This is a genomic window from Pectinatus brassicae (genome assembly GCF_014201835.1).
Lineage (GTDB): Bacteria > Bacillota > Negativicutes > Selenomonadales > Selenomonadaceae > Pectinatus > Pectinatus brassicae.
Map to the genome: position 1 here is coordinate 1 of NZ_JACHFH010000010.1, position 20,468 is coordinate 20,468.

General features: G+C 36.8%; 16 protein-coding genes. 12 read left to right on the plus strand and 4 right to left on the minus strand.

The window, feature by feature from the left end:
* Positions 1–78 precede the first annotated feature (78 nt).
* Genes HNR32_RS05075 through dnaG form a run of 3 tightly spaced genes read right to left on the minus strand, consistent with a single transcriptional unit; the run spans position 79 to position 3,554 of the window.
* Positions 79–573 carry an S-adenosylmethionine decarboxylase family protein gene (locus tag HNR32_RS05075; RefSeq protein ID WP_183860325.1) on the minus strand — a complete coding sequence of 165 codons (495 nt, stop codon included), beginning with the start codon at positions 571–573 and terminating at the stop codon, positions 79–81.
* Positions 574–586: 13 nt separating this feature from the next.
* Positions 587–1,708, minus strand: coding sequence for an RNA polymerase sigma factor RpoD (rpoD, locus tag HNR32_RS05080; RefSeq protein ID WP_183860327.1), 1,122 nt, complete (start codon positions 1,706–1,708; stop codon positions 587–589).
* Positions 1,709–1,760: 52 nt separating this feature from the next.
* Positions 1,761–3,554: a DNA primase gene (gene dnaG / locus HNR32_RS05085; RefSeq protein WP_183860329.1), complete on the minus strand. Its 1,794-nt coding sequence runs from the start codon at positions 3,552–3,554 to the stop codon at positions 1,761–1,763.
* A gap of 252 nt (positions 3,555–3,806) precedes the next feature.
* Here dnaG and pepD point away from each other — a divergent pair, with 252 nt between their 5' ends.
* The 4 genes from pepD (at position 3,807) to HNR32_RS05105 (ending at position 8,015) form a co-directional block, all read left to right on the plus strand.
* On the plus strand, positions 3,807–5,264 hold the full coding sequence (gene pepD / locus HNR32_RS05090) for a beta-Ala-His dipeptidase (RefSeq protein WP_183860331.1): 1,458 nt from the start codon (positions 3,807–3,809) through the stop codon (positions 5,262–5,264).
* Between the two features lie 4 nt (positions 5,265–5,268).
* Complete coding sequence (locus HNR32_RS05095; RefSeq protein WP_183860333.1) at positions 5,269–6,399, plus strand: acyltransferase; 1,131 nt, start codon at positions 5,269–5,271, stop codon at positions 6,397–6,399.
* Positions 6,400–6,486: 87 nt separating this feature from the next.
* A complete protein-coding gene (gene rpmB, locus HNR32_RS05100) occupies positions 6,487–6,681 on the plus strand; it encodes a 50S ribosomal protein L28 (protein ID WP_183860335.1) in 195 nt (64 codons plus the stop codon).
* Between the two features lie 89 nt (positions 6,682–6,770).
* Positions 6,771–8,015, plus strand: a complete 1,245-nt coding sequence (locus tag HNR32_RS05105; protein ID WP_183860337.1) for a methionine gamma-lyase family protein — start codon at positions 6,771–6,773, stop codon at positions 8,013–8,015.
* Positions 8,016–8,073: 58 nt separating this feature from the next.
* Here HNR32_RS05105 and HNR32_RS05110 read toward each other — a convergent pair whose 3' ends face one another.
* Complete coding sequence (locus tag HNR32_RS05110) at positions 8,074–9,690, minus strand: SGNH/GDSL hydrolase family protein (RefSeq protein WP_183860339.1); 1,617 nt, start codon at positions 9,688–9,690, stop codon at positions 8,074–8,076.
* A 390-nt stretch (positions 9,691–10,080) separates the two neighbouring features.
* Between HNR32_RS05110 and mfd the strand changes: the two genes are divergently transcribed.
* The 8 genes from mfd to thyX all read left to right on the plus strand — a co-directional run bounded on the left by mfd (position 10,081) and on the right by thyX (position 20,239).
* Positions 10,081–13,386, plus strand: coding sequence for a transcription-repair coupling factor (gene mfd / locus HNR32_RS05115; protein WP_183860341.1), 3,306 nt, complete (start codon positions 10,081–10,083; stop codon positions 13,384–13,386).
* Positions 13,383–14,852 carry a bifunctional methyltransferase/pyrophosphohydrolase YabN gene (gene yabN, locus HNR32_RS05120; protein ID WP_311636469.1) on the plus strand — a complete coding sequence of 490 codons (1,470 nt, stop codon included), beginning with the start codon at positions 13,383–13,385 and terminating at the stop codon, positions 14,850–14,852. Before mfd ends, yabN begins: the two co-directional genes overlap by 4 nt.
* A gap of 184 nt (positions 14,853–15,036) precedes the next feature.
* Positions 15,037–15,309 carry a non-specific DNA-binding protein Hbs gene (hbs, locus tag HNR32_RS05125; protein ID WP_183860343.1) on the plus strand — a complete coding sequence of 91 codons (273 nt, stop codon included), beginning with the start codon at positions 15,037–15,039 and terminating at the stop codon, positions 15,307–15,309.
* 61 nt (positions 15,310–15,370) lie between these two features.
* Positions 15,371–16,114 (plus strand): SDR family NAD(P)-dependent oxidoreductase, encoded by a 744-nt coding sequence (locus HNR32_RS05130; RefSeq protein ID WP_183860345.1) that lies wholly within the window; start codon positions 15,371–15,373, stop codon positions 16,112–16,114.
* A 105-nt stretch (positions 16,115–16,219) separates the two neighbouring features.
* Positions 16,220–17,317 (plus strand): recombinase RecA, encoded by a 1,098-nt coding sequence (recA, locus tag HNR32_RS05135; RefSeq protein ID WP_183860347.1) that lies wholly within the window; start codon positions 16,220–16,222, stop codon positions 17,315–17,317.
* Positions 17,295–17,753 (plus strand): regulatory protein RecX, encoded by a 459-nt coding sequence (locus HNR32_RS05140; protein ID WP_183860349.1) that lies wholly within the window; start codon positions 17,295–17,297, stop codon positions 17,751–17,753. The genes recA and HNR32_RS05140 overlap by 23 nt, the downstream gene beginning before the upstream one ends.
* Positions 17,754–17,970: 217 nt before the next feature.
* Entirely contained in the window at positions 17,971–19,476 is a 1,506-nt protein-coding gene (locus tag HNR32_RS05145; protein WP_183860351.1) for an IMP dehydrogenase, read from the plus strand.
* Between the two features lie 76 nt (positions 19,477–19,552).
* Positions 19,553–20,239 (plus strand): FAD-dependent thymidylate synthase, encoded by a 687-nt coding sequence (gene thyX, locus HNR32_RS05150; protein WP_183860353.1) that lies wholly within the window; start codon positions 19,553–19,555, stop codon positions 20,237–20,239.
* Positions 20,240–20,468: the final 229 nt, after the last annotated feature.

The window sequence follows — 20,468 nt, forward strand, 5'->3', positions numbered from 1 at the left end:
CTTTTTTCGGATTTATTTTGTGAAAAATTAAAAATAAACACAAAAAAAGAGCTGTGGACAAAATGATTTCTCATTTTGTCACAGCCCCTTTTTATTTTTACGTCTTAATTTTTTTACGAATTTACTGCCAGGTAATAAATGAATGACTTTTACGCCTGTATTTTGAATACGTCGAAGCGGGGCAATGCGTACTTTGGTATGAGGTTTCATATCAGCAATAGTGCCGAAATCACCGCGGCAAAGATAAGTCATTTTTATTTTTTCGGGCTTTATGGCCTTGCGCAAAGCCTGAATAATGCTTTCAGGCGAGTTGTTTGGTTCACAAATAAATAAATCTACGGCGATGTAACGCAATGCTGTATAAGCATGAATGGTTATATGGCCTTGCTGCAGAGGGATGAAAATAACAAAATGGTTATCATCGGCAAATTTTGTTATTTTTATATCTAAGGATGTTAAATTTATGGTAGCGAGAGTATCTTGCAAAGCCAGAGATAATAAATCAGCATTTATTATTTTTTCTGTTTTGCAACTATACATATCAATGGCTAGCTGACGTGCTAGAATTTTCACATGAATACTCCTTTTATTCAAGAAAATCTTTTAGTTTTTTGCTGCGACTAGGGTGACGTAATTTGCGTAGGGCTTTAGCTTCAATTTGGCGTATGCGTTCACGAGTTACCCCAAAACTTTGACCGACTTCTTCTAAGGTTCTGGCACGGCCATCATCAAGACCAAAGCGTAAGCGTAAGACTTTTTCTTCGCGTGGAGTAAGTGTCTTTAAGACATCTTCTAATTGTTCTTTCAATAGGACAAAAGAAGCGGCTTCAGCTGGAGCGGGAGCGTCGTGATCTTCGATGAAGTCACCTAGATGCGAATCTTCTTCTTCACCAATTGGTGTTTCCAGGGAAACAGGTTCTTGAGCTATTTTCATTATTTCGCGAACACGTTCAACCGTAACATCCATTTCTTTGGCAATTTCTTCTGGAGCTGGGTCACGGCCTAAGGATTGTAAAAGCTGTCGGGAAACACGAATTAATTTGTTGATTGTTTCAACCATATGAACTGGTATACGAATGGTTCTGGCCTGATCAGCGATTGCTCGTGTAATTGCTTGGCGAATCCACCAGGTAGCATAGGTACTAAATTTATAGCCTTTGTTGTAGTCGAATTTTTCAACGGCTTTTATTAGTCCTAAATTTCCTTCTTGTATTAGATCGAGAAACAGCATGCCGCGGCCGACATATCTTTTAGCAATGCTGACAACAAGTCGCAGGTTGGCTTCAGCTAATCGCTGCTGGGCGGTTACGTCGCCTTGTTCCATGCGTTTAGCTAAGGCAATTTCTTCATCGGCACTAAGCAAAGGAACACGACCAATTTCTTTTAAATACATGCGGACAGGATCGTCAATATTAACGCCTTCCGGGATGCTTAAATCAATATCGTCGTCAGATTTATCATCTTTGGCTGAAGACTTTTTGGAACGACTTTTTTTATCGTCTTCATCGACAAAATTAATTCCTTTTTTGGTAAACTTCTCATATAACTCATCGATTTCATCGGGAGATAAATCAATGTTTTGTAAGGCTTCTAATACTTCACCATAGGTTATTGTTCCGCCCTTTTGTGTTCCTTTAGAAAGCAGCGCCTGAATTAATTCGGCACTTTGTGAGACAGCAGTAGATGCGTCTTTGGTTATTTTCTGCATTTACATGCCTCCTCTCTGATAATGTTGAGGTATAAAATATTTAGTGTAATACTCACTTAACTCCATCCATTTCTTTTCTAATTCGCTGAATCTTTATAAGTTCCTGCTGAAATCTGTCGTCACCACTGCGCTCGAGTTCATCAGCTCTTAAACTATGTTCAAGGTAGCTTTTTTCTAAATGAGCGCGGTGAATGATTTTAAGGTAATCATCGAGAAGCTTTGATTCATTGGTGTTTTTCTTTTCGACTAGGCAGCGGGATAATTCGGTATAACTATCATCACTGAGTTTTTCTGATGCTGTGATATCGTTGATAAAATTATTGTTGTGTATTTGTTCAGTTAAAAATGTTAGAATTTCGCGATGTTGTTTATTTTCAAATTCGTTAATCGGTGTAGTAGCCAAAATATAATCTAAAACATCAGGTTCCTGCCATATTCTGGTTATTATATGCCGACCTGCTTTGATAGCAGCACTGTCACCAGCAGAGTTGATTGTTTGACTGATTTGAAAATTGCTGGGGGCAGATGATTGATTGCTATGTTTACGATATTTTTGCAGTTCATTGCGTAAATCAGTTTCATCAATACCTAAGGTCTGTGATACCTTGACCGCATAGGCATTGGATTCTACTAAATTATCAATTGAAGAAAGTATTGGCAAAATAAATGAAACTGCTTTTAGCTTTCCTTCCAGAGATGTGTAGTCGATATTTTGCATTATATAATGCAGGTGGAAGTCTATAAAACTAACAGCATTATCAATTAATTTGTTAAAAGCGGCAGCATCATGCTTTTGCAAAAATTCATCAGGGTCTTTGCTGCCATCAGGCAGCAATATGACTTTTACTGCAGCGTGCTGCCCTCGGGCAATAGATAAAGCACGCAAGGTAGCATTTTGTCCAGCCGAGTCGCCGTCATAGCAAAAATAAATATTGGAGGTGTACCGCAGTATTTTTTTACATTGTTCAGCAGTAAATGCCGTTCCCAAGGAAGCAACACTATTAGCAATGTTATGACTGGCTAAGGCAATAGCATCCATATATCCTTCGACTATAATGGCATAATCGTATTGACGGATATATTTTTTGCTTTCATTAAGACCAAATAGCAAATTGCGCTTATTAAATAATAGAGTTTCGGGCGAGTTTAGATATTTGGGTTGGCCGTCTTTTATCAAACGTGCACCAAAACCCACGGTTCTGCCTTTTTCATCTTTTATTGGGATAATAATACGTTCGCGAAAACGATCGTAATAACCGCTGGTCTTTTTTTTAACAATTAATCCGACTTGTAATAATAAATTTTCATTGATACCGCGTTTTATAAATGCTGATGATAATTTATCCCAGCCGGGGGGAGCAAAACCCAAGTGAAATAAATTAATAATATCATTATTGATGCCACGCTTTTTCAAATAGAGCAATCCAGGTTTTCCATAACTTGTTTTAGTGAGACAATTGTGGAAAAATGCTTGAGCCATTTCATGAATACGATATAAATTTTTTATATTATTTTCATGTTCGATTTCACGGTCAGACTTTTTCTTTTGGGGAATGGGGATATTAAGGCGTTCAGCCTGAAGTTTGATGGCGTCACCGTAAGAAATATTTTCAACAAGTGATAAAAATTTAAAAACATTTCCGCCAGTGTGACAGCCAAAGCAATAAAAGAATCCCTCATCGGGTACAACAGAAAAAGAAGGGGTTTTTTCCTGATGGAATGGACAACACCCCCAATAATTATGACCGCGTTTTTTTAATGGAACATATGCTGAGATTACTTTTATAATGTCGGATGAAGAATGAACTTTGTTAACAAAGTCATTATAAGTAATATTATCTATCATAAGTTTCACCCGCATATTAATTTTGTTAGATAAAAAACATTTTTTAAAAATCAGTCAGACAGTCATAATTCTATATCTAAATCGAAAATCCTTCAACAATTTTATTTTTATTAAATTTTTATTAAGTTTTTTTGCCTGTTAACAATACAATTCAATAAAACTAGATGATATCCTTTTTTAGAAATAAATTCGTTGTTTTTTTACAGCGGATTTGTTAGGATATACCATATGACATTTATAGGAGGAATTGACTTGAAAGAGAATAGTATATTAGAAAATGTCTTATATGAATTTGAAAAGCTAGCACAAATACCGCGACCATCCGGTCACGAGAAAAAAGTTAGTGACTATATTGCAGAGAGATTAAAAAAACTTGGTCTTAATGTAGTGCAGGACCAATACAATAATATTATTGCCGATAAAAAAGCAGCTGAAGGTTATGAAAATGTCCCAAGAATTTTATTACAGGGACATATGGATATGGTTTGCGTTGCTGATCCTAATATTGAATACAATCCGTTGCAGGATGCTATAAAAATTAAAAATGATGGTAAATATTTAACAGCTGAAGGAACAAGCTTGGGGGCTGATGATGGAATTGGCATTGCCAGCATAATATATTTATTGACACAGAACTTTATACACGGACCATTGCGAATAATTTTTACGGTCGATGAAGAAGATGGCATGACCGGGGCACGTGGTCTTGATAAAAAATACTTGCAGGATATTAAATATGTAATAAACTGTGATTCCGAGGACTATGATGTTGTTACTGTCGGCAGTGCGGGCAGTGTACGCCTCAATTTTAATAAAGAAGCAGAATATGAAGCACCAAAAAATAATAGTGCCTGTCAAATAATTATAAAAAAATTATTGGGAGGTCATTCTGGTACAGAAATAAATCAAAATCGTGGTAATGCCATAAAAACATTAGCCTTTTTCTTGCAACGCCTTCAAGATAAAGCTGTTGATTTTGCTTTGGCCGACATTAAAGGCGGTGTAGCTGACAATGCTATAGCACCTGAAGCGCAGGCCGTAATTGTTGCTGATGATGCTGATATGGCAAAAATACAAACAATTCTGGATGAAGTTAAAGCCGAATTTGTGGAAATGCATGGACATGTGGAAAAAAATGCTGAGTTTATTTTAACAACAGCTGATATGCCGCAGCAGGTCCTTGCGGCAGGCAGTGCCAATGCCTTGATTGCTCTTTTAAATATACTGCACAGCGGTGTATTTGCTATGTCACCCAAAGCAGCAAGACTGCCGGAATTATCGGCTAATATCGGCCGTGTTCGTTTAGAAAATAAAAAAATAAAAGTATCAATATTGGCACGTAGTGCTACTAATGCCAGCTTGGAAAATCTGAAAAACAGTTATCGGGTTTTTGCAAAAGTGGCAGGTTTTGCTATTGAGTTTGCACCGACATCACCAGCTTGGAATGGTAAGCCTGACACTGATTTAGTGCAGCTGGCTGCTGAAGTATTCAAGCAGCAAAATAATAAAGAAATGAAAGTGGAATTTATTCATGGCGGTTTGGAATGCAATTATTTTGCTGATAAAAATCCAGAGTTGATAATAATATCAATTGGTCCGAATAATATTGATATCCATACACCACAGGAAAAATTGCAACTCGATACAATTGTGCCACAGGTATTATTGATGCAGGAAATTATGACAAGATTGGCTAAAGGCGGTAAATAATAATATGGCTGGGATAAAAAAGGAACGAATAAAGGCGATTGAGTATATGCGCGGTATTTCTATGCTGGGAGTTGTTGCTATTCACGTCGGGTCTCAATATATAGTAAATAATCCTACGGCCAATATGAATCTTGTGGCGGTTTATGAAATAATAACCAGATTTTCAGTGCCTATTTTTTTCTTTATTTCGGCCTTTGGCCTTTTTTATAATCTTGACATAAATAAGAAATTTGATTATAGAGCTTTTCTTAAACGGCGGTTTAAGACGGTTTTAGTCCCCTATATAACGTGGTCAATCATATATATATTATTATATGGTATAGCCTATGCTAATATACTGCTGCTGCATCCGGTCCAGCTGGTTTTTGTGCTGTTTTTTGGACTGGCGTGCTATCAGCTGTATTTTATGGTTATTTTATTATGGTTCTATTTATTTATGCCATTATGGATATTTGTTGTGAAACACAGTAATTGTAAGCTGCTTGTTATATTGTTCATACTGCAGATGATCTTTGATTATTATTCTAGTTTTATAATGAACCCATATGGGATAATGAATGCCGCAGTTCGCAATTTGTTGATATATCGCTTGAATTATTGGGTTGCTCATTATGTTTTTATTTTTGTTTTGGGTGGATATCTTGCGGTGCATTTTGATGAATTTAAAATATTTATGAGAAAAAATAGAATGGCAATAATAATGTTTTTTGCAGTTACACTGCTGGGGATGCTAGGCTATTATTATCAATGTTTATTTATAAAAAAATATACACTGCTTGAAGCCATTAATACGGCACACCAATTGTCACCAGCAGGGATTTTTTATACACTGGGTGCTACGATATTTTTATTTAGTGAGTTTTATAATGGAAAATGTCCGACATTGCTGCAAAAATTGTTTGCCGTATTGGGAAAGCATTCTTATTTTGCCTATTTATGTCATCCTGTCTTTATTTCGTTGCTGGCATTTGTTATGACACGCTTTAATATCGTGATGACAGGTGTAAATAGTATAGTATTTTATATTTTAACGATTACATTTACAGTAATTACAGCAAAAATATGCAATGATTTTTCAGAAAAATATTGTTCCTGTATAAATGAAATTACTATAGGTAAGTATCGTCGGAGGTAAATATATCTTGCATTTTATATGAAGGTATGTTATATTAGTCGTACTGTGTGTTATCTAACTTATGAATATTAAGGAGGCGTGTTATAGATGGCAAATGTTTGTGAAATTTGTGGAAAAGGTGAAATGGCAGGTATGAATGTCAGTCATTCTCATTTAAAAACAAAACGTACCTGGAAGCCTAATATCCAACGTGTACGTGCAGTTGTAAACGGTGAAGTAAAACGCATCAATGTTTGCACTCGTTGCCTGCGCACCAGCAGCAAAGTTCAGCGTGCTAACTAATACGCGCTTTTATGGTAAATGAGGCCCTTATCCTATGGATAGGGGTTTTTTCTATGTATAGATGATTTGTTGAGTAGGAGTGATTAAGGGTGTTTTCACCTAAAATAGTAGCAGCTAAGGAAAAAGCTTTAGAAAAATGTCAGGAATACTTTATTAGTCCTGATAAAGCAGCAGAACATAATACGTTAAAGATATTAAATGCCATGCGTCAGGTGAAAGTATCCGATGCTCATTTTAACACATCTACGGGTTATGCTTATGATGATATTGGCCGTGGTAAATTAGAAGAATTATATGCACAAATATTTAAAGGTGAAAAAGCCTTGGTACGTACCCAGTTTGTTTCAGGTACGCATACCTTATCCACTGTATTGTTTGGGATATTACGTCCCGGGGATGAGCTTTTATCGATTATGGGAGCACCATATGATACTATGCGCACAGTTATCGGTCAGGAACATGACAGCTGTGGTTCATTAAAGGAATTCAAAATTAATTATCAGGAAGCACCGCTTAATGCGCAGGGCAAACCTGATTTTACTGAAATAAAAAAACGTATAAATAAAAACACTAAAATGGTGCTTATTCAAAGATCACGTGGTTATAGTATGCGGCCAACCTTAACTGTTGATGAGATCGGCGAAATTTGTACCTTTGTTAAAAAGATTAAGCCGGATTGTATCTGCTTTATTGATAATTGCTATGGTGAGTTTATCGAAGAAAAAGAACCGCTTGAAGTTGGCGCTGATATAATGGGAGGTTCACTTATAAAGAATCCTGGCGGCGGAATTGCTCCGACGGGTGGGTATATTGTTGGTCGGGCTGACTTAGTTGATATGGCATCGTACCGTATGACTTCACCAGGGATGGGGGCAGAGCTTGGCGCTTCTTTGGAAAATAATCGTTTATTATTCCAGGGACTGTTTTTAGCACCGCACGTTGTAGCACAAGCCGTAAAAAGTGCTGTTTTCGCCGCCGCGTTTTTTACAGAGCTTGGCTATCTGGCACTGCCTAAGATTTCAGATAAACGCGGTGATATAATACAGGCGATAGAATTAAAGACACCAGAAAATTTAATTGCCTTTTGCCGTGGTATTCAAAAATATTCGCCGGTTGATTCTTTTGCAGCGCCAGAACCTTGGGATATGCCGGGCTATGAAGACCAAATTATAATGGCAGCGGGTACTTTTGTTCAGGGGGCATCAATAGAGCTTAGTGCCGATGGGCCAATGCGTGCACCATATAGTGTATATATGCAGGGAGCACTTACTTTTGAACATGGCGTTATTGCTGCCATGGGTGCAGCACAGGAATTAGAAAATATTGTAAAATGACAGATAAAAAGCCACTCCTTATAAGTGTTAACGAGGAGTGGTTCTTTTTTGTCTGCAGTTACTTTGACCAAATAAATAAATCTTTATGCTGGTTTATTATATCAGCCATTAACTTTTTGCCGTCGAGATTGGGATGGAGGCCATCCGAGGAATAAATATCAGCTAAATTGCCATTTTTATCATAAAAATAGGGCTCGATATCGATATGATATGGTAAGGTTAAAATGTAACCATTAACTTGAACGAGTTTGTCTTTCCATTTGGGGTCAGTATTAGTATGGAAGGAATTTTTTATGTTCTGTCGGTTAAGAGGCGGAAGGGTAATAAATACAGGGCGAATATTGTTGTCGAGACATTTTTGCCGCAGTTTTTTCAAATTATCAATAATGGTGGGAGCGGCAATTGTTTCATTGCGAATACTATTGGTACCACATAATATTAATAAGTTTTTGGGGGCAAAAGGCAGGACATCTTTATCAAAACGGTCCAAAGCCATTTTGACGGTATCACCGCTTTTAGCAAGATTAACTGTGGGAAAATCTAAATATAATTGATAATTGTATTCTTTATTGGCTGGTGAATATGATAAGTTACCGCCACCGTGAGTAATGCTGTCACCAAATGTTGCTACATCAACGTTGATATCCTTAGGTGATGGGACAATAATCTTTTGGCTGTCCGACCAAAGGCCAATAGGCTGACCAGTACTGGAAAGACCTCTTACGCGCCAGTAATATGTACCCGATTTTATGAGTGCTTCAGTATCATAACATGTGAAAAGACCGTCAACGGTTAATGTTTTTATATGAGATTTATCGATTATAGCAGGGTTGTTATTTAATGGAATATTGGATAATAATTCAATTTCATAGCGGCTGACATTGACCATAGGAAGCCAATGATAAACAGGATACAAGGGCATTGTTTCAGGAGCGATAGCATCATAATTATCAATAAGCGGACTGACTGGATAGGGCTTATTTTTATCAACATATATTGGCTGGGCATGGGAGAAAATGCCAATGGGCCGACCGTAGATATTCAGGGCCCGTACCCGCCAAAATAGTTGAGGGATTTTTTTAAAGGCAGTTAAATCAACCTGATAGCCATGCGTAAATATTTCCTGGGTAGAATAGAGATGATTTTTCTGTGATAAACTGATACCCTCTGGATCATCAGGCGGGCCGGATAATATTTCCAGTTCATAATATACGGCATTAGGAACCGTGTGCCAAATGAGAAATGGTTTATAACTGGCCGGGTTTTTACGATCATAATTAGTGATTGGATGTGGTTTTAAAGGACTGCCTGTAAAAACAGGGTCACCTTTAAATGAGGAGGCCTGGCCGATACTGCCGAATAGGCCAAAAGCTTTAATACGATAATATACGGGAATTAAGGCAGTGGGGGGGGCGAAATCATTATTAAAGGTAAAAGATCTTTTTATTAGCTTATATTGCTCCTTAACGGCAGAATTTTCAGGATTTTTTATAAAAGTATCAATTTCATAATAGCAGGGATAAGGTAATCTTTGCCAGGTTATTTCGTCTTTATTGGCAAAATGTATTTGCCAAGCTAGTTTTTGTAAGGATAAGGGATCCGTTTTTTCGGTTAAAAAAATACAAAGTAAAGTAAAATATAACATTATTATGGAAAAAACTATGATTTTTTTCATTTTGCGACCTCGCAAATTATTTGATTAAAAAAATAATCATTAAAAACATTATATATAAAAGAGCTTACCAGGTAAAGGAGAATTTATTTATAAAACAAAAAAAGCAGAATATTAATATATATAATAAATCAGCAATAAAATACACCAAGTGAGATTATCTTGACGATAAGCGGCTAAGCTTTTATAATAATATTCATGTGTGCAGGGACTATCAAGTAATTATTTCGTTGATAGTCCCCTTTTGGCTTGCTAAATAAATTATATTAATTAAGGATAGTATGCCAAATGATAGAAGAAAAATAAGACAATTATAAATTTTATATAAAAGTAGATTTATCCGCAGGTGCTAATAGGTTATATCAATTAGCTGTTGGATAAAGGAGGACTTTGATGAACGGCTTTTTGGAAAAAATATTAATGGATCCTAGTGTTCAACAATTAATACCATGTTATGACAGTGAAAAAATGCAGTCATATATATATGGTTTATCGGGAGCCCAAAAGCACGCTGTAATGGCAGCGTGTTATACTAAAAATCCCAAAACAGCAGTTATTATTTGTAATAATAATGATGCTGTCAGTGAATGGTTAGCTGATTTAAATGCGATACTGCCCGATGAGGTCTTAATTGCAGAGTTGCCGGCACTTGATATGCTGACGGTTTCAGCTACGGCTAAAAGCACAGAATTGTTGGCAAGACGCATGGAGATTTTGGGGCAGCTTACACAAAATAAACCAATGGTGGTTGTTGCCAGTACAGCAGCTGCCGTACAGAAAAATTTATCACGGACAGATTTTGATAAATTTAGTCTGACATTAAAAATAGATGAGGAGATCGACAGAGAAAAAATATTAGCTGATCTAGTGAGTTTGGGCTATGAAAGCATTGATCAGGTAGAACATGTTGGACAGTTCAGCATGCGGGGCGGCATCGTTGATATTTTCCCATTAAATGCAGTTGACCCTTTTCGTATTGAATTTTTTGATAATACGATTGAGTCAATTAGGGTTTTTGATATAAAATCGCAGCGTTCGGTAAAAAATGTCGGATTATTGACGATAATGCCATTAGCACCAATTGAAGATGGGCAGAGTAGAAGTTTGTTTTTATCATATTTACCAGCAAATGCCGTTGTAATTATCGATGAACCATTGCGGGTTAGAGATGAAATAAAAACAATGGTAAAAGAGATTCCAGAGATAAAAAATAATATTTTTTCCTGGGAAGAGGTACTTACAGCAGCAGCGGAAAAAAATGTAATATATTCCTCATTATTATTGCAGCGTTTGGAAAGTATAGAACTGGATAAAACGATAAGTGTCGTAGTAAAAACAGTGGCGCCTTTTCAGCGGCAGTTGGATTTATTATGCGAGGAATTAAAGAATTGGCTTAAAAGCAAAAAAGATATAATTATATTGATGGATGATGAGCAAAAAGCCGAATATATTCATGATATATTAAATCAGCATAAAGTTTCAGCTAATTTTTCGCGCACGGGAAAATTAACTAAGGGTTTAGTTTGCATAATGACAGGTACTTTGTCCAATGGTTTTGAACTGCCGGAATCCGATTTTGTTTTAATAACAGAAAAAGATATAATGGGCAGGCAGAAAAAACGTTCATCTACTAAGCACAAACAAAGCAATAAGGGTGAGAAAATAACGCATTTTCGCGATATAAATATAGGCGATTATGTTGTGCATATCAATCATGGTATAGGTAAATATCTAGGTGTAAAAACAATAATCGTCAATAATATACATCGTGATTATCTTACGATAAAATACGGTGGTGACGATAAACTGTTTGTGCCGACTGATCAGGTTAATTTACTGCAAAAATATATTGGCAGTGAAGGTGATGTACCGCGTCTTACCAAAATGGATGGCGTTGCTTGGACCAAGGCTAAAAATAAGGCTAAGGAAGCAGTCGAAAAGATTGCCAAGGATTTAGTAAAGCTTTATGCTGAGCGCAAAGATTGTATTGGCTATGCCTTTTCGGCAGACACACCATGGCAACAGGAGTTTGAAGAGGCATTTCCTTATGAGGAAACACCTGACCAGCTGTCAGCCATAAAGGAAATAAAAGCTGATATGGAAAAAGCTAAACCAATGGATAGGCTATTATGCGGTGACGTTGGTTTTGGTAAAACAGAAGTGGCGATACGGGCTGCGTTTAAAGCGGCAATGGATGGGAAACAGGTTGCCGTATTGGTGCCAACTACAGTCTTGGCACAGCAGCATTTCCAGACGTTTAGTAAAAGATTTGAAGGCTTTTTGCCGACAGTTGATGTAATATGCCGCTTTCGCAGTGCTAAAGAGCAAAAAGAAACTTTAACGAAGCTTGCTATTGGCCAGGTTGATATTTTAATAGGAACACACGCCATTTTAAACAACAAAAAGGTGCAGTTTAAGGATTTAGGGCTGCTGATAGTTGATGAAGAACAACGATTTGGTGTTAAGCAAAAGGAAAAAATAAAAAAGATAAGCGCTAATTTAGATGTCTTGACATTGAGCGCAACACCGATTCCCCGTACACTGCATATGTCACTGGTTGGTGCCAGAGATATGAGCATTATTGAAACACCACCGAAGGAACGTTTTTCAATACAAACATATGTCATTGAAAATAATGATGCGATTCTTTGTGATGCTGTGCGCCGGGAAATAAGACGCGGCGGGCAGGTATACTTTATTTATAATCGTGTTGATACTATCGATAAGATGTATTTAAAATTGACAGATATGCTGCCGGAGGCCCGTATAAGATCGGCGCATGGTCAGATGCCTGAAGGGTTGCTGGAAAAGGCTATGATGGATTTTTTTGAAAGCAAATATGATATATTATTGGCAACGAGTATAATTGAAAATGGTCTTGATATTGCTAATGCCAATACAATTATAATTTACGATGCTGACAAATTTGGCCTGTCACAGCTATATCAGATGCGCGGTCGGGTAGGACGCTCAAAAAACATGGCGTTTGCTTATTTTGTTTATCAGCGAGACAAGGTTCTGTCGGAAACAGCAGAAAAAAGACTTAAAGCGATAAAGGATTTTGCTGAATTAGGCTCAGGGTTTAAAATTGCTATGCGTGATTTGGAAATACGCGGTGCCGGTAATTTATTGGGTTCGCAGCAGCATGGACATATTGCCAGCGTCGGTTTTGAAATGTACTGCCGACTGCTGGAAGAAGCCGTTGAGGAATTACGTAGTGGTAAAAAAATAAGCGAGAAAATAGAACCCATAATAGAAATAAAAGTGGATGCGTATATTGATGGAGACTATATAAGTGATGCTATGCATAAAATGGAAATATACCAGAAAATAGCAGCACTGCGCAATGACGAACAGCTGGAAAATTTGCAGGAAGAATTACAGGATCGTTTTGGCAGTATGACTGAGCCGGTGCATCGTTTATTTAAAATAGCGAAAATCAAGAATTATGCTCGTAACTTAGGTATAAAGTCAATTGTAGAAAAAAAAGGACATGTCGATATTACCGTATTTGCCCAGCATAATATAAAAGCTGAAGATATGCTGGAACTACGAAAATATATGGGAAGCTTAATAAAATTTATTCAAGGGCAGGAAAATATTATCAGATTAAAATTAACGCCGAAAAATTTAGAAAATCCGATAGAAATTATTATTCGGACGATAAGGCGTTTAGCAGGAATACAAAGAGAAGAATGAAAAGAGGTAAAAAAATGGGAAGTATAAGCATTGTGGGATTAGGTCCTTCTGATGGAGGTCTAATAACAAGACAAACATGGTCACTGATGGAAGATGCACAGGTATTATATATAAGAACAGAGCATCATCCAGCAGTTGAGGCTGTAAAAAAAGCAGATATTGAATTTAAAACTTATGATGATTTTTATGATAAAGGGGAATCGTTTGACGTTGTTTATGAGCAAATAGCAAACGATATTGTAAAAAAAGCACAAGACGGAATGGATGTTGTTTATGCTGTTCCGGGCAGTCCCCTGGTAGCAGAAAAAACAGTAATGTTAATAAAAAATCTTGCTTATAAAAATAATGTGCCAATAAAAATTTATTCCGGTATGAGTTTTTTAGAATTGATTTATACACAATTAGGTATAGACCCTATAGATGGATTATGTATTCTGGACTCTTTTGATTTAGATAAGAAAAATATTGATAGTTCAGTTGATATGATAATAACGCAACTATACAGTAAACATACGGCTTCAGAGGTTAAATTGACATTGATGGAACATTTTCCTGATGAACATGAAGTAGTGCTTTTATATCATTTAGGGCTGCCTGATGAAAAGATTACACGAGTGTGTCTTTATGAATTGGACAGGCAAAATGACATTGATTATTTGACAAGTCTTTATGTCCCAAGGCATTATGACAAAAAAACAGTCTTTACAATGAAGCCATTATCAGATATAATACATACGCTGAGGTCTCCCGAAGGCTGTCCATGGGATATAATACAAACTCATAAATCATTGCGTCGAAATCTTATTGAAGAAGTTTATGAAGTTATCGAAGCAATTGACTTAAATGATTCTGCGCTTTTGTGCGAAGAATTGGGCGATTTGCTGATGCAAATAGTCTTTCATGCCAGAATGGCAGAAGAGTCAGGTGATTTTTCTATGCAGGATGTAATCAATGGCGTCAGTCAAAAGCTCGTGCATCGTCATCCGCATGTTTTTGGTGAGGTTTCAGTGGAGGATGCTGGTGAAGTACTTTTAAACTGGGAAGCTATTAAACGTCAGGAGAAAAAAGACAGAAAATCAGTACTTGACGGAGTACCGAAAGACCTGCCGGCCTTAATGAGTGCGTATAAACTGCAAAATAAGGCTGCTAAGGTTGGTTTTGATTGGGAGCAAATTGATTCAGTATGGGATAAGCTGGGTGAGGAAATAACCGAACTGAAAATGGCTGTTGCCCGAGACAATAAAACCGCTATTGAAGAAGAGCTGGGCGATGTTTTATTTACCGTGGTGAATTTGTCACGGTTTATGGATGTAGATGCAGAGGTTTCATTAATAAATTCTAATCGTAAATTTTGTCGTCGTTTTTCCTATATCGAAAAACAGCTTAAAAAACAAAATAGGGATTGGCAGGAATTTACTTTAGTACAATTAGATGAGTTATGGAATCAGGCTAAACAACAGGAGTAAATCAGCAAATAATGATGGCTGTTATTGAAAAAGAGTGTTATAATGTTTATTTATGAAAACGGCAAAATACTCTTTTTTATAAAAAAACTATAAATTTTAATAAAATTTATGGATAAAAAAGGTAATACTACAATTTACAGCGAATTGAGAGTATCGTAACAAAATGAAAAAGGAGGCTATATTCGTGAATAAATCCGAATTAGTGGCTAGCGTTGCCGAACAAGCAGGCTTAACCAAAAAAGATGCAGAAAAAGCAGTTAATGCTATTTTTGCTAGTGTGCAAGAAACTTTAGTTAAAGGTGATAAGGTACAAGTTATAGGTTTTGGTACCTTTGAAGTTAGAACTCGTGCTGCTCGTGCAGGCCGCAATCCTCAAACTGGTGAAACTATTCAGATACCAGAATCCAAAAACCCTGTATTTAAAGCAGGCAAAGCATTAAAAGATGCTGTAAACTAATATGATAATTCATTTGCAGAGCTTGTTAATTCAAGCTCTGCATTTTTTTTAGGAGAAATATATGAAAATAGCAGTTATAACGGGAGGAACATCGGGCATAGGGTTGGCTGCAGCTGAGATATTGTTAAAAAACAATTATAAAGTTATAGCTATTGCTCGTGCTGCTGATAAATATAAACAAGCTAGAGCAAAACTCGCTGTTAATAATAAAGAATATATTTTTATACAGGCTGATATAAGCAAATATGCAGACTGTAAAGCAGCTGCTCAAACAATAGAACAAAGGTATGGAAAAATTGATGTACTAATTAATAGTGCCGGGCTGTATCAGGAAAATGCCATTGAAAATGTAAGTGAGCAGGTTTTTGACTACATGATGGCAGTTAATGTTAAAGGAACATATTTTATGTGTCAGCAGATGATACCTTTGCTGAAAAAAAGCACAGCTTCGCCAGCAATAGTTAATATATCGTCGGATGCCGGTATAAACGGCAATTATTTTTGTACATTATATTGTGCCGCTAAAGGGGCTGTTACAGTCTTTAGTAAAGCATTGGCGCTGGAATTGGCAGTGTTTAATATAAGAGTTAATTGTGTTTGCCCTGGTGATGTAGATACACCTTTAACACAGCAGCAATTTGCAGGTAGTGATGATATAAAAAAAGCAACGGAGGAATTATATCCTTTGGGACGTATAGCTGCGGCTGAAGAAGTTGCTGAAGTGATATGTTTTTTAGCATCACCTAAGGCAAGTTTTGTTACGGGAGCTGTTTGGACCGTTGATGGTGGGTTGACATCAAGTTAAGAATTTGCATATAAATACATTCAGTTTTCTTTATTATTTTATTGATTTTATTTACAGACTCAGGTATAATCAAGCTAAAGAGAAGAAAGGCTGGGATTTGAATATATGGAAAAAAATCAAGGCTTGGATAAAGAACAGGCATTGGAAAATGCTTTGAAACAAATAGAACGGGATTTCGGCAAAGGCTCAATAATGAAATTGGGCGAAGCGGCTGCTGATATGAACATTGAAGTCATTCATACAGGCAATCTAGCCCTTGATATCGCTTTGGGGGTAGGCGGACTGCCACGGGGACGTATTATAGAAATTTACGGACCGGAATCTTCGGGGAAAACAACGGTAGCGCTGCATGCAGTGGCAGAGGCACAAAAAATAGGCGGTGTAGCAGCTTTTATTGATGCTGAACATGCACTTGATCCGGTATATGCCAAAAAATTAGGTGTAGATATTGATAATTTATTAATTTCTCAACCAGATAATGGTGAGCAGGCTTTAGATATTGCTGATGCATTAGTGCGCAGCGGTGCTATTGATGTAGTGGTTGTCGATTCAGTAGCAGCTTTAGTGCCAAAAGCTGAAATTGAAGGTGAAATGGGCGATTCACATGTTGGTTTGCAGGCACGGCTTATGTCACAAGCTATGCGTAAATTAACAGGTTATATCAGCCGTTCCAAGACAACAGCTATTTTTATTAATCAAATTCGTGAAAAAGTGGGTGTTATGTTTGGCAGCCCTGAAACTACGACTGGCGGTCGTGCTTTAAAATTTTATTCCACTATTCGGCTTGATGTTCGCAAGATTGATACAATAAAACAAGCTAATGAAGTTGTTGGTAATCGCACTAGGATAAAAGTTGTGAAAAATAAAGTGGCTCCACCGTTTAAACAGGCTGAATTTGATATTATGTATGGTGAAGGCATTTCCCGGGAAGGTAATGTCATTGATTTAGGCGTTAATTTTGAAATTGTTGACAAAAGTGGTACATGGTATTCGTATGAAGGAACACGGCTGGGCCAAGGAAAAGAAAATGCTAAGGTGTTCCTGAAAGAAAATGCAGCACTTTGCCAGGAAATTGAAGATAAAATTCGTATAAAAGTTATGCCGCCAAATGAAACAATAGAAAAAGACAATAAAAAAAACCAGGAAAAAGCAAAAACAGTTGAGGCAAATACTAAGGTAAATGCAAATGATCCTAAAAAGTAACAAATCAGCATTAGAAAAAGCTGTTGATTATTTGTCAATTCGTGATTATTCAGTAAAACAGCTGCGTGATAAATTATATCGCTGTTCTTATGATGAGCAGGAAATAAATGAGGCACTTGAAAAATTAAAGGCAAGACATTATTTAGATGATGCTCAATTATGTGCCAGACAGGCACAAGTGTACTTGCGGGAAGAACGTTATAGTATTAAAGCATTGCAATTTAAATTGCTGGCGAAGGGATTTTCCAGTGAGATTGTTAATAATTGTCTCACTGCTGATTTTACCGAGTACGAAAAAAGAGCAGTTATAAAAATTCTACCCAGTCGTTTAAGAAAAACGACAGACAGGGAAAAAAATATGCAGTATCTTTATCGCAAGGGATTTTCTGTTGCCAGTATTCGATATGGGATAGATAAACTACTGAAAGAGGAATAAAAAGCACAAAGGCAGAAATAATATGCATATTGTTTCTGCCTTTACTTTACCCAAATACTGAACCTGAAAGCAAAGTGTACAGATGTAAATGAAATAAAGCTATGCTGTGATGCGCAGGATAATTATTTAGTAGTTTTTTGAGAGAAAATGTTGACAAATATTAAATAAAAGTACTATTATTTATACAAATCAAATTTACAGAAAAGGAGAATGTAACGTGGCATATTATTTTGAAGAACCAGCGCATACGTTTGGTGAATATCTATTGGTTCCTGGTTATTCATCTGACAAATGTATTCCTGCTAATGTTTCTCTTCAAACCCCGTTGGTAAAATTTAAAAAAGGGGAAGAGCCCAAAATCAAATTAAATGTCCCTATGACATCAGCAATAATGCAGGCTGTATCAAATGATACTATGGCGATAGCTTTGGCTAAAGAGGGCGGCGTATCATTTATATTTGGTTCGCAGTCAATTGAAAGTCAAGCTGAAATGGTTACTAGGGTTAAAAATTATAAATCTGGTTTTGTAAATAGTGATTCCAATATTAAACCAACCACTACTTTAGGGGAGATTTTGGAATTAAAAGATAAAACGGGACATTCTACTATGGCTGTTACTGACGATGGTACTGCTACCGGTAAATTAGTGGGTATTGTCACCAGCCGTGATTATCGTATTACACGCATGACTTTGGATGCGCAGGCTAAGGATTTTATGACGCCTTTTGCCAAATTAATTTATGCTGATGCTGAAACGACAAATTTATCACAGGCAAATGATATGATTTGGGATAATAAACTCAATATGCTGCCATTAATTGATAAAAACCAGCGTCTTCGTTATATGGTATTTCGCAAGGATTATACTGATAACAAAGAAAATAAATTAGAATTAATCGATTGCAAGAAACGTTATGTGGTAGGGGCTGGCATAAATACACGTGATTATGCCCAACGTGTACCGGCGCTGCTTAAGGCTGGCGCTGATGTACTTTGTATTGATTCATCAGAAGGATTTAGTGAATGGCAGAGCATTACATTAAAATACATTCATGAAAACTTTGGCGAAGATATAAAAGTTGGTGCGGGAAATGTTGTTGATGCTGAGGGTTTTCGTTTTTTAGCCGAAGCAGGTGCTGATTTTATTAAGGTTGGTATTGGCGGCGGTTCTATTTGTATTACTCGCGAAACTAAGGGTATTGGACGTGGACAGGCTACTGCAGTAATTGATGTGGCTAGAGCGCGTGACGAATATTTCCGTGAAACGGGAATTTATATTCCTATTTGTTCAGATGGCGGTATCGTACATGATTATCATATGACACTGGCTTTGGCTATGGGATCTGATTTTATGATGCTAGGTCGTTATTTCTCACGTTTTGATGAAAGTCCGACTAATAAAGTGCGCATAAATGGAACATACTATAAAGAATATTGGGGCGAAGGTTCCAATAGAGCACGTAATTGGCAGCGTTATGATATGGGCGGCGATAAGAAATTATCCTTTGAAGAAGGTGTAGACTCTTATGTTCCGTATGCTGGTCCATTGAAAGATAATGTGGGCCTGGCTTTGAGTAAGATGCGCTCGACAATGTGTAACTGCGGTGCTTTATCAATAAAAGAATTTCAGGAAAAGGCTAAATTAACCTTGGTTTCTTCAACGAGTATTGTTGAAGGCGGCTCACATGATGTTATTCTAAAAGATCAATTTTCCCATGAATAATATAATGTAATTATGGTATAATGAAAACAGTCATTGCGGTTAGGCAATGGCTGTTTTTAGTAAACGGGGGATTATTATGAAAATAAATTTAATAAAATATACTAAAGAACCGGAACGAACCGTGGCAATGGCGGCACGGTTATGTTATTCTCCAGTAGGCGCGGCAGAATTAGAAGAAAAAATGACTGACGAACAGGTTGAAAAACTTGTAAAGAAAATTGTCAGCATGGGGCATGCGTCAACGCTGGAACATGTAAGCTTTACTTTTGCCATTGAAGGTATATCAAGAGTGCTTACACATCAATTGGTTCGACATCGCATAGCTTCTTATTCACAGCAGTCACAGCGGTATGTCGCAGAACATGATTTTGAATATATTATGCCAGCCTCAATAGCTAAAAATGAACAGGCTAAAGAAAAATTTACAGCATTGATGGATAGTATAAGAAAAACCTATGATGAATTTTCCGAGATGGGAATTCCTAAAGAGGATGCCCGCTATGTTTTGTCCAATGCCACTGAGACAAAGATAGTAGCTACGTTTAATGCTCGCTCGTTACTGCACTTTTTCTCTTTGCGCTGCTGCAATAGGGCCCAATGGGAAATAAGAGCGATGGCTAATATGATGCTGAAGGAAGTAAAAAAAGTTGCTCCGCTATTATTTAAAAATGCTGGACCGTCCTGTGTCGAAACAGGTGTATGCCACGAAGGGGATATGACCTGTGGTTTGTTTGAACAAATGATAAAATTACGTGAGGAATAAGCAATGAGAAAAACAAATTTTTCCAACAATAAAAATAATAGAAATAACGATAAAATGGGTAAAGTAAGTAATAAATCTGCAAGAAATGGTGCAAGGACAGGCAGATCAAATGAAGAAGAAGTACGTTTCACTGGGAAAAAAAGCAGTACCAGCCGCGGTGAAAATAAATTCCAGGGGAAATCATCTCGCGATAGGGATTATAATAAAAAAGACAAAAATTATAATAAGG

Excerpts from the sequence above, each read along its gene's own strand:
- HNR32_RS05130 (WP_183860345.1), top strand. The coding sequence starts at position 15,371 with ATGAAAATAGCAGTTATAACGGGAGGAACATCGGGCATAGGGTTGGCT.
- HNR32_RS05140 (WP_183860349.1), top strand. The coding sequence starts at position 17,295 with ATGCAAATGATCCTAAAAAGTAACAAATCAGCATTAGAAAAAGCTGTT.
- dnaG (WP_183860329.1), bottom strand. The coding sequence starts at position 3,554 with ATGATAGATAATATTACTTATAATGACTTTGTTAACAAAGTTCATTCT.
- HNR32_RS05110 (WP_183860339.1), bottom strand. The coding sequence starts at position 9,690 with ATGAAAAAAATCATAGTTTTTTCCATAATAATGTTATATTTTACTTTA.
- yabN (WP_311636469.1), top strand. The coding sequence starts at position 13,383 with ATGAAAAGAGGTAAAAAAATGGGAAGTATAAGCATTGTGGGATTAGGT.
- thyX (WP_183860353.1), top strand. The coding sequence starts at position 19,553 with ATGAAAATAAATTTAATAAAATATACTAAAGAACCGGAACGAACCGTG.
- mfd (WP_183860341.1), top strand. The coding sequence starts at position 10,081 with ATGAACGGCTTTTTGGAAAAAATATTAATGGATCCTAGTGTTCAACAA.
- HNR32_RS05095 (WP_183860333.1), top strand. The coding sequence starts at position 5,269 with ATGGCTGGGATAAAAAAGGAACGAATAAAGGCGATTGAGTATATGCGC.
- rpmB (WP_183860335.1), top strand. The coding sequence starts at position 6,487 with ATGGCAAATGTTTGTGAAATTTGTGGAAAAGGTGAAATGGCAGGTATG.
- recA (WP_183860347.1), top strand. The coding sequence starts at position 16,220 with ATGGAAAAAAATCAAGGCTTGGATAAAGAACAGGCATTGGAAAATGCT.
- rpoD (WP_183860327.1), bottom strand. The coding sequence starts at position 1,708 with ATGCAGAAAATAACCAAAGACGCATCTACTGCTGTCTCACAAAGTGCC.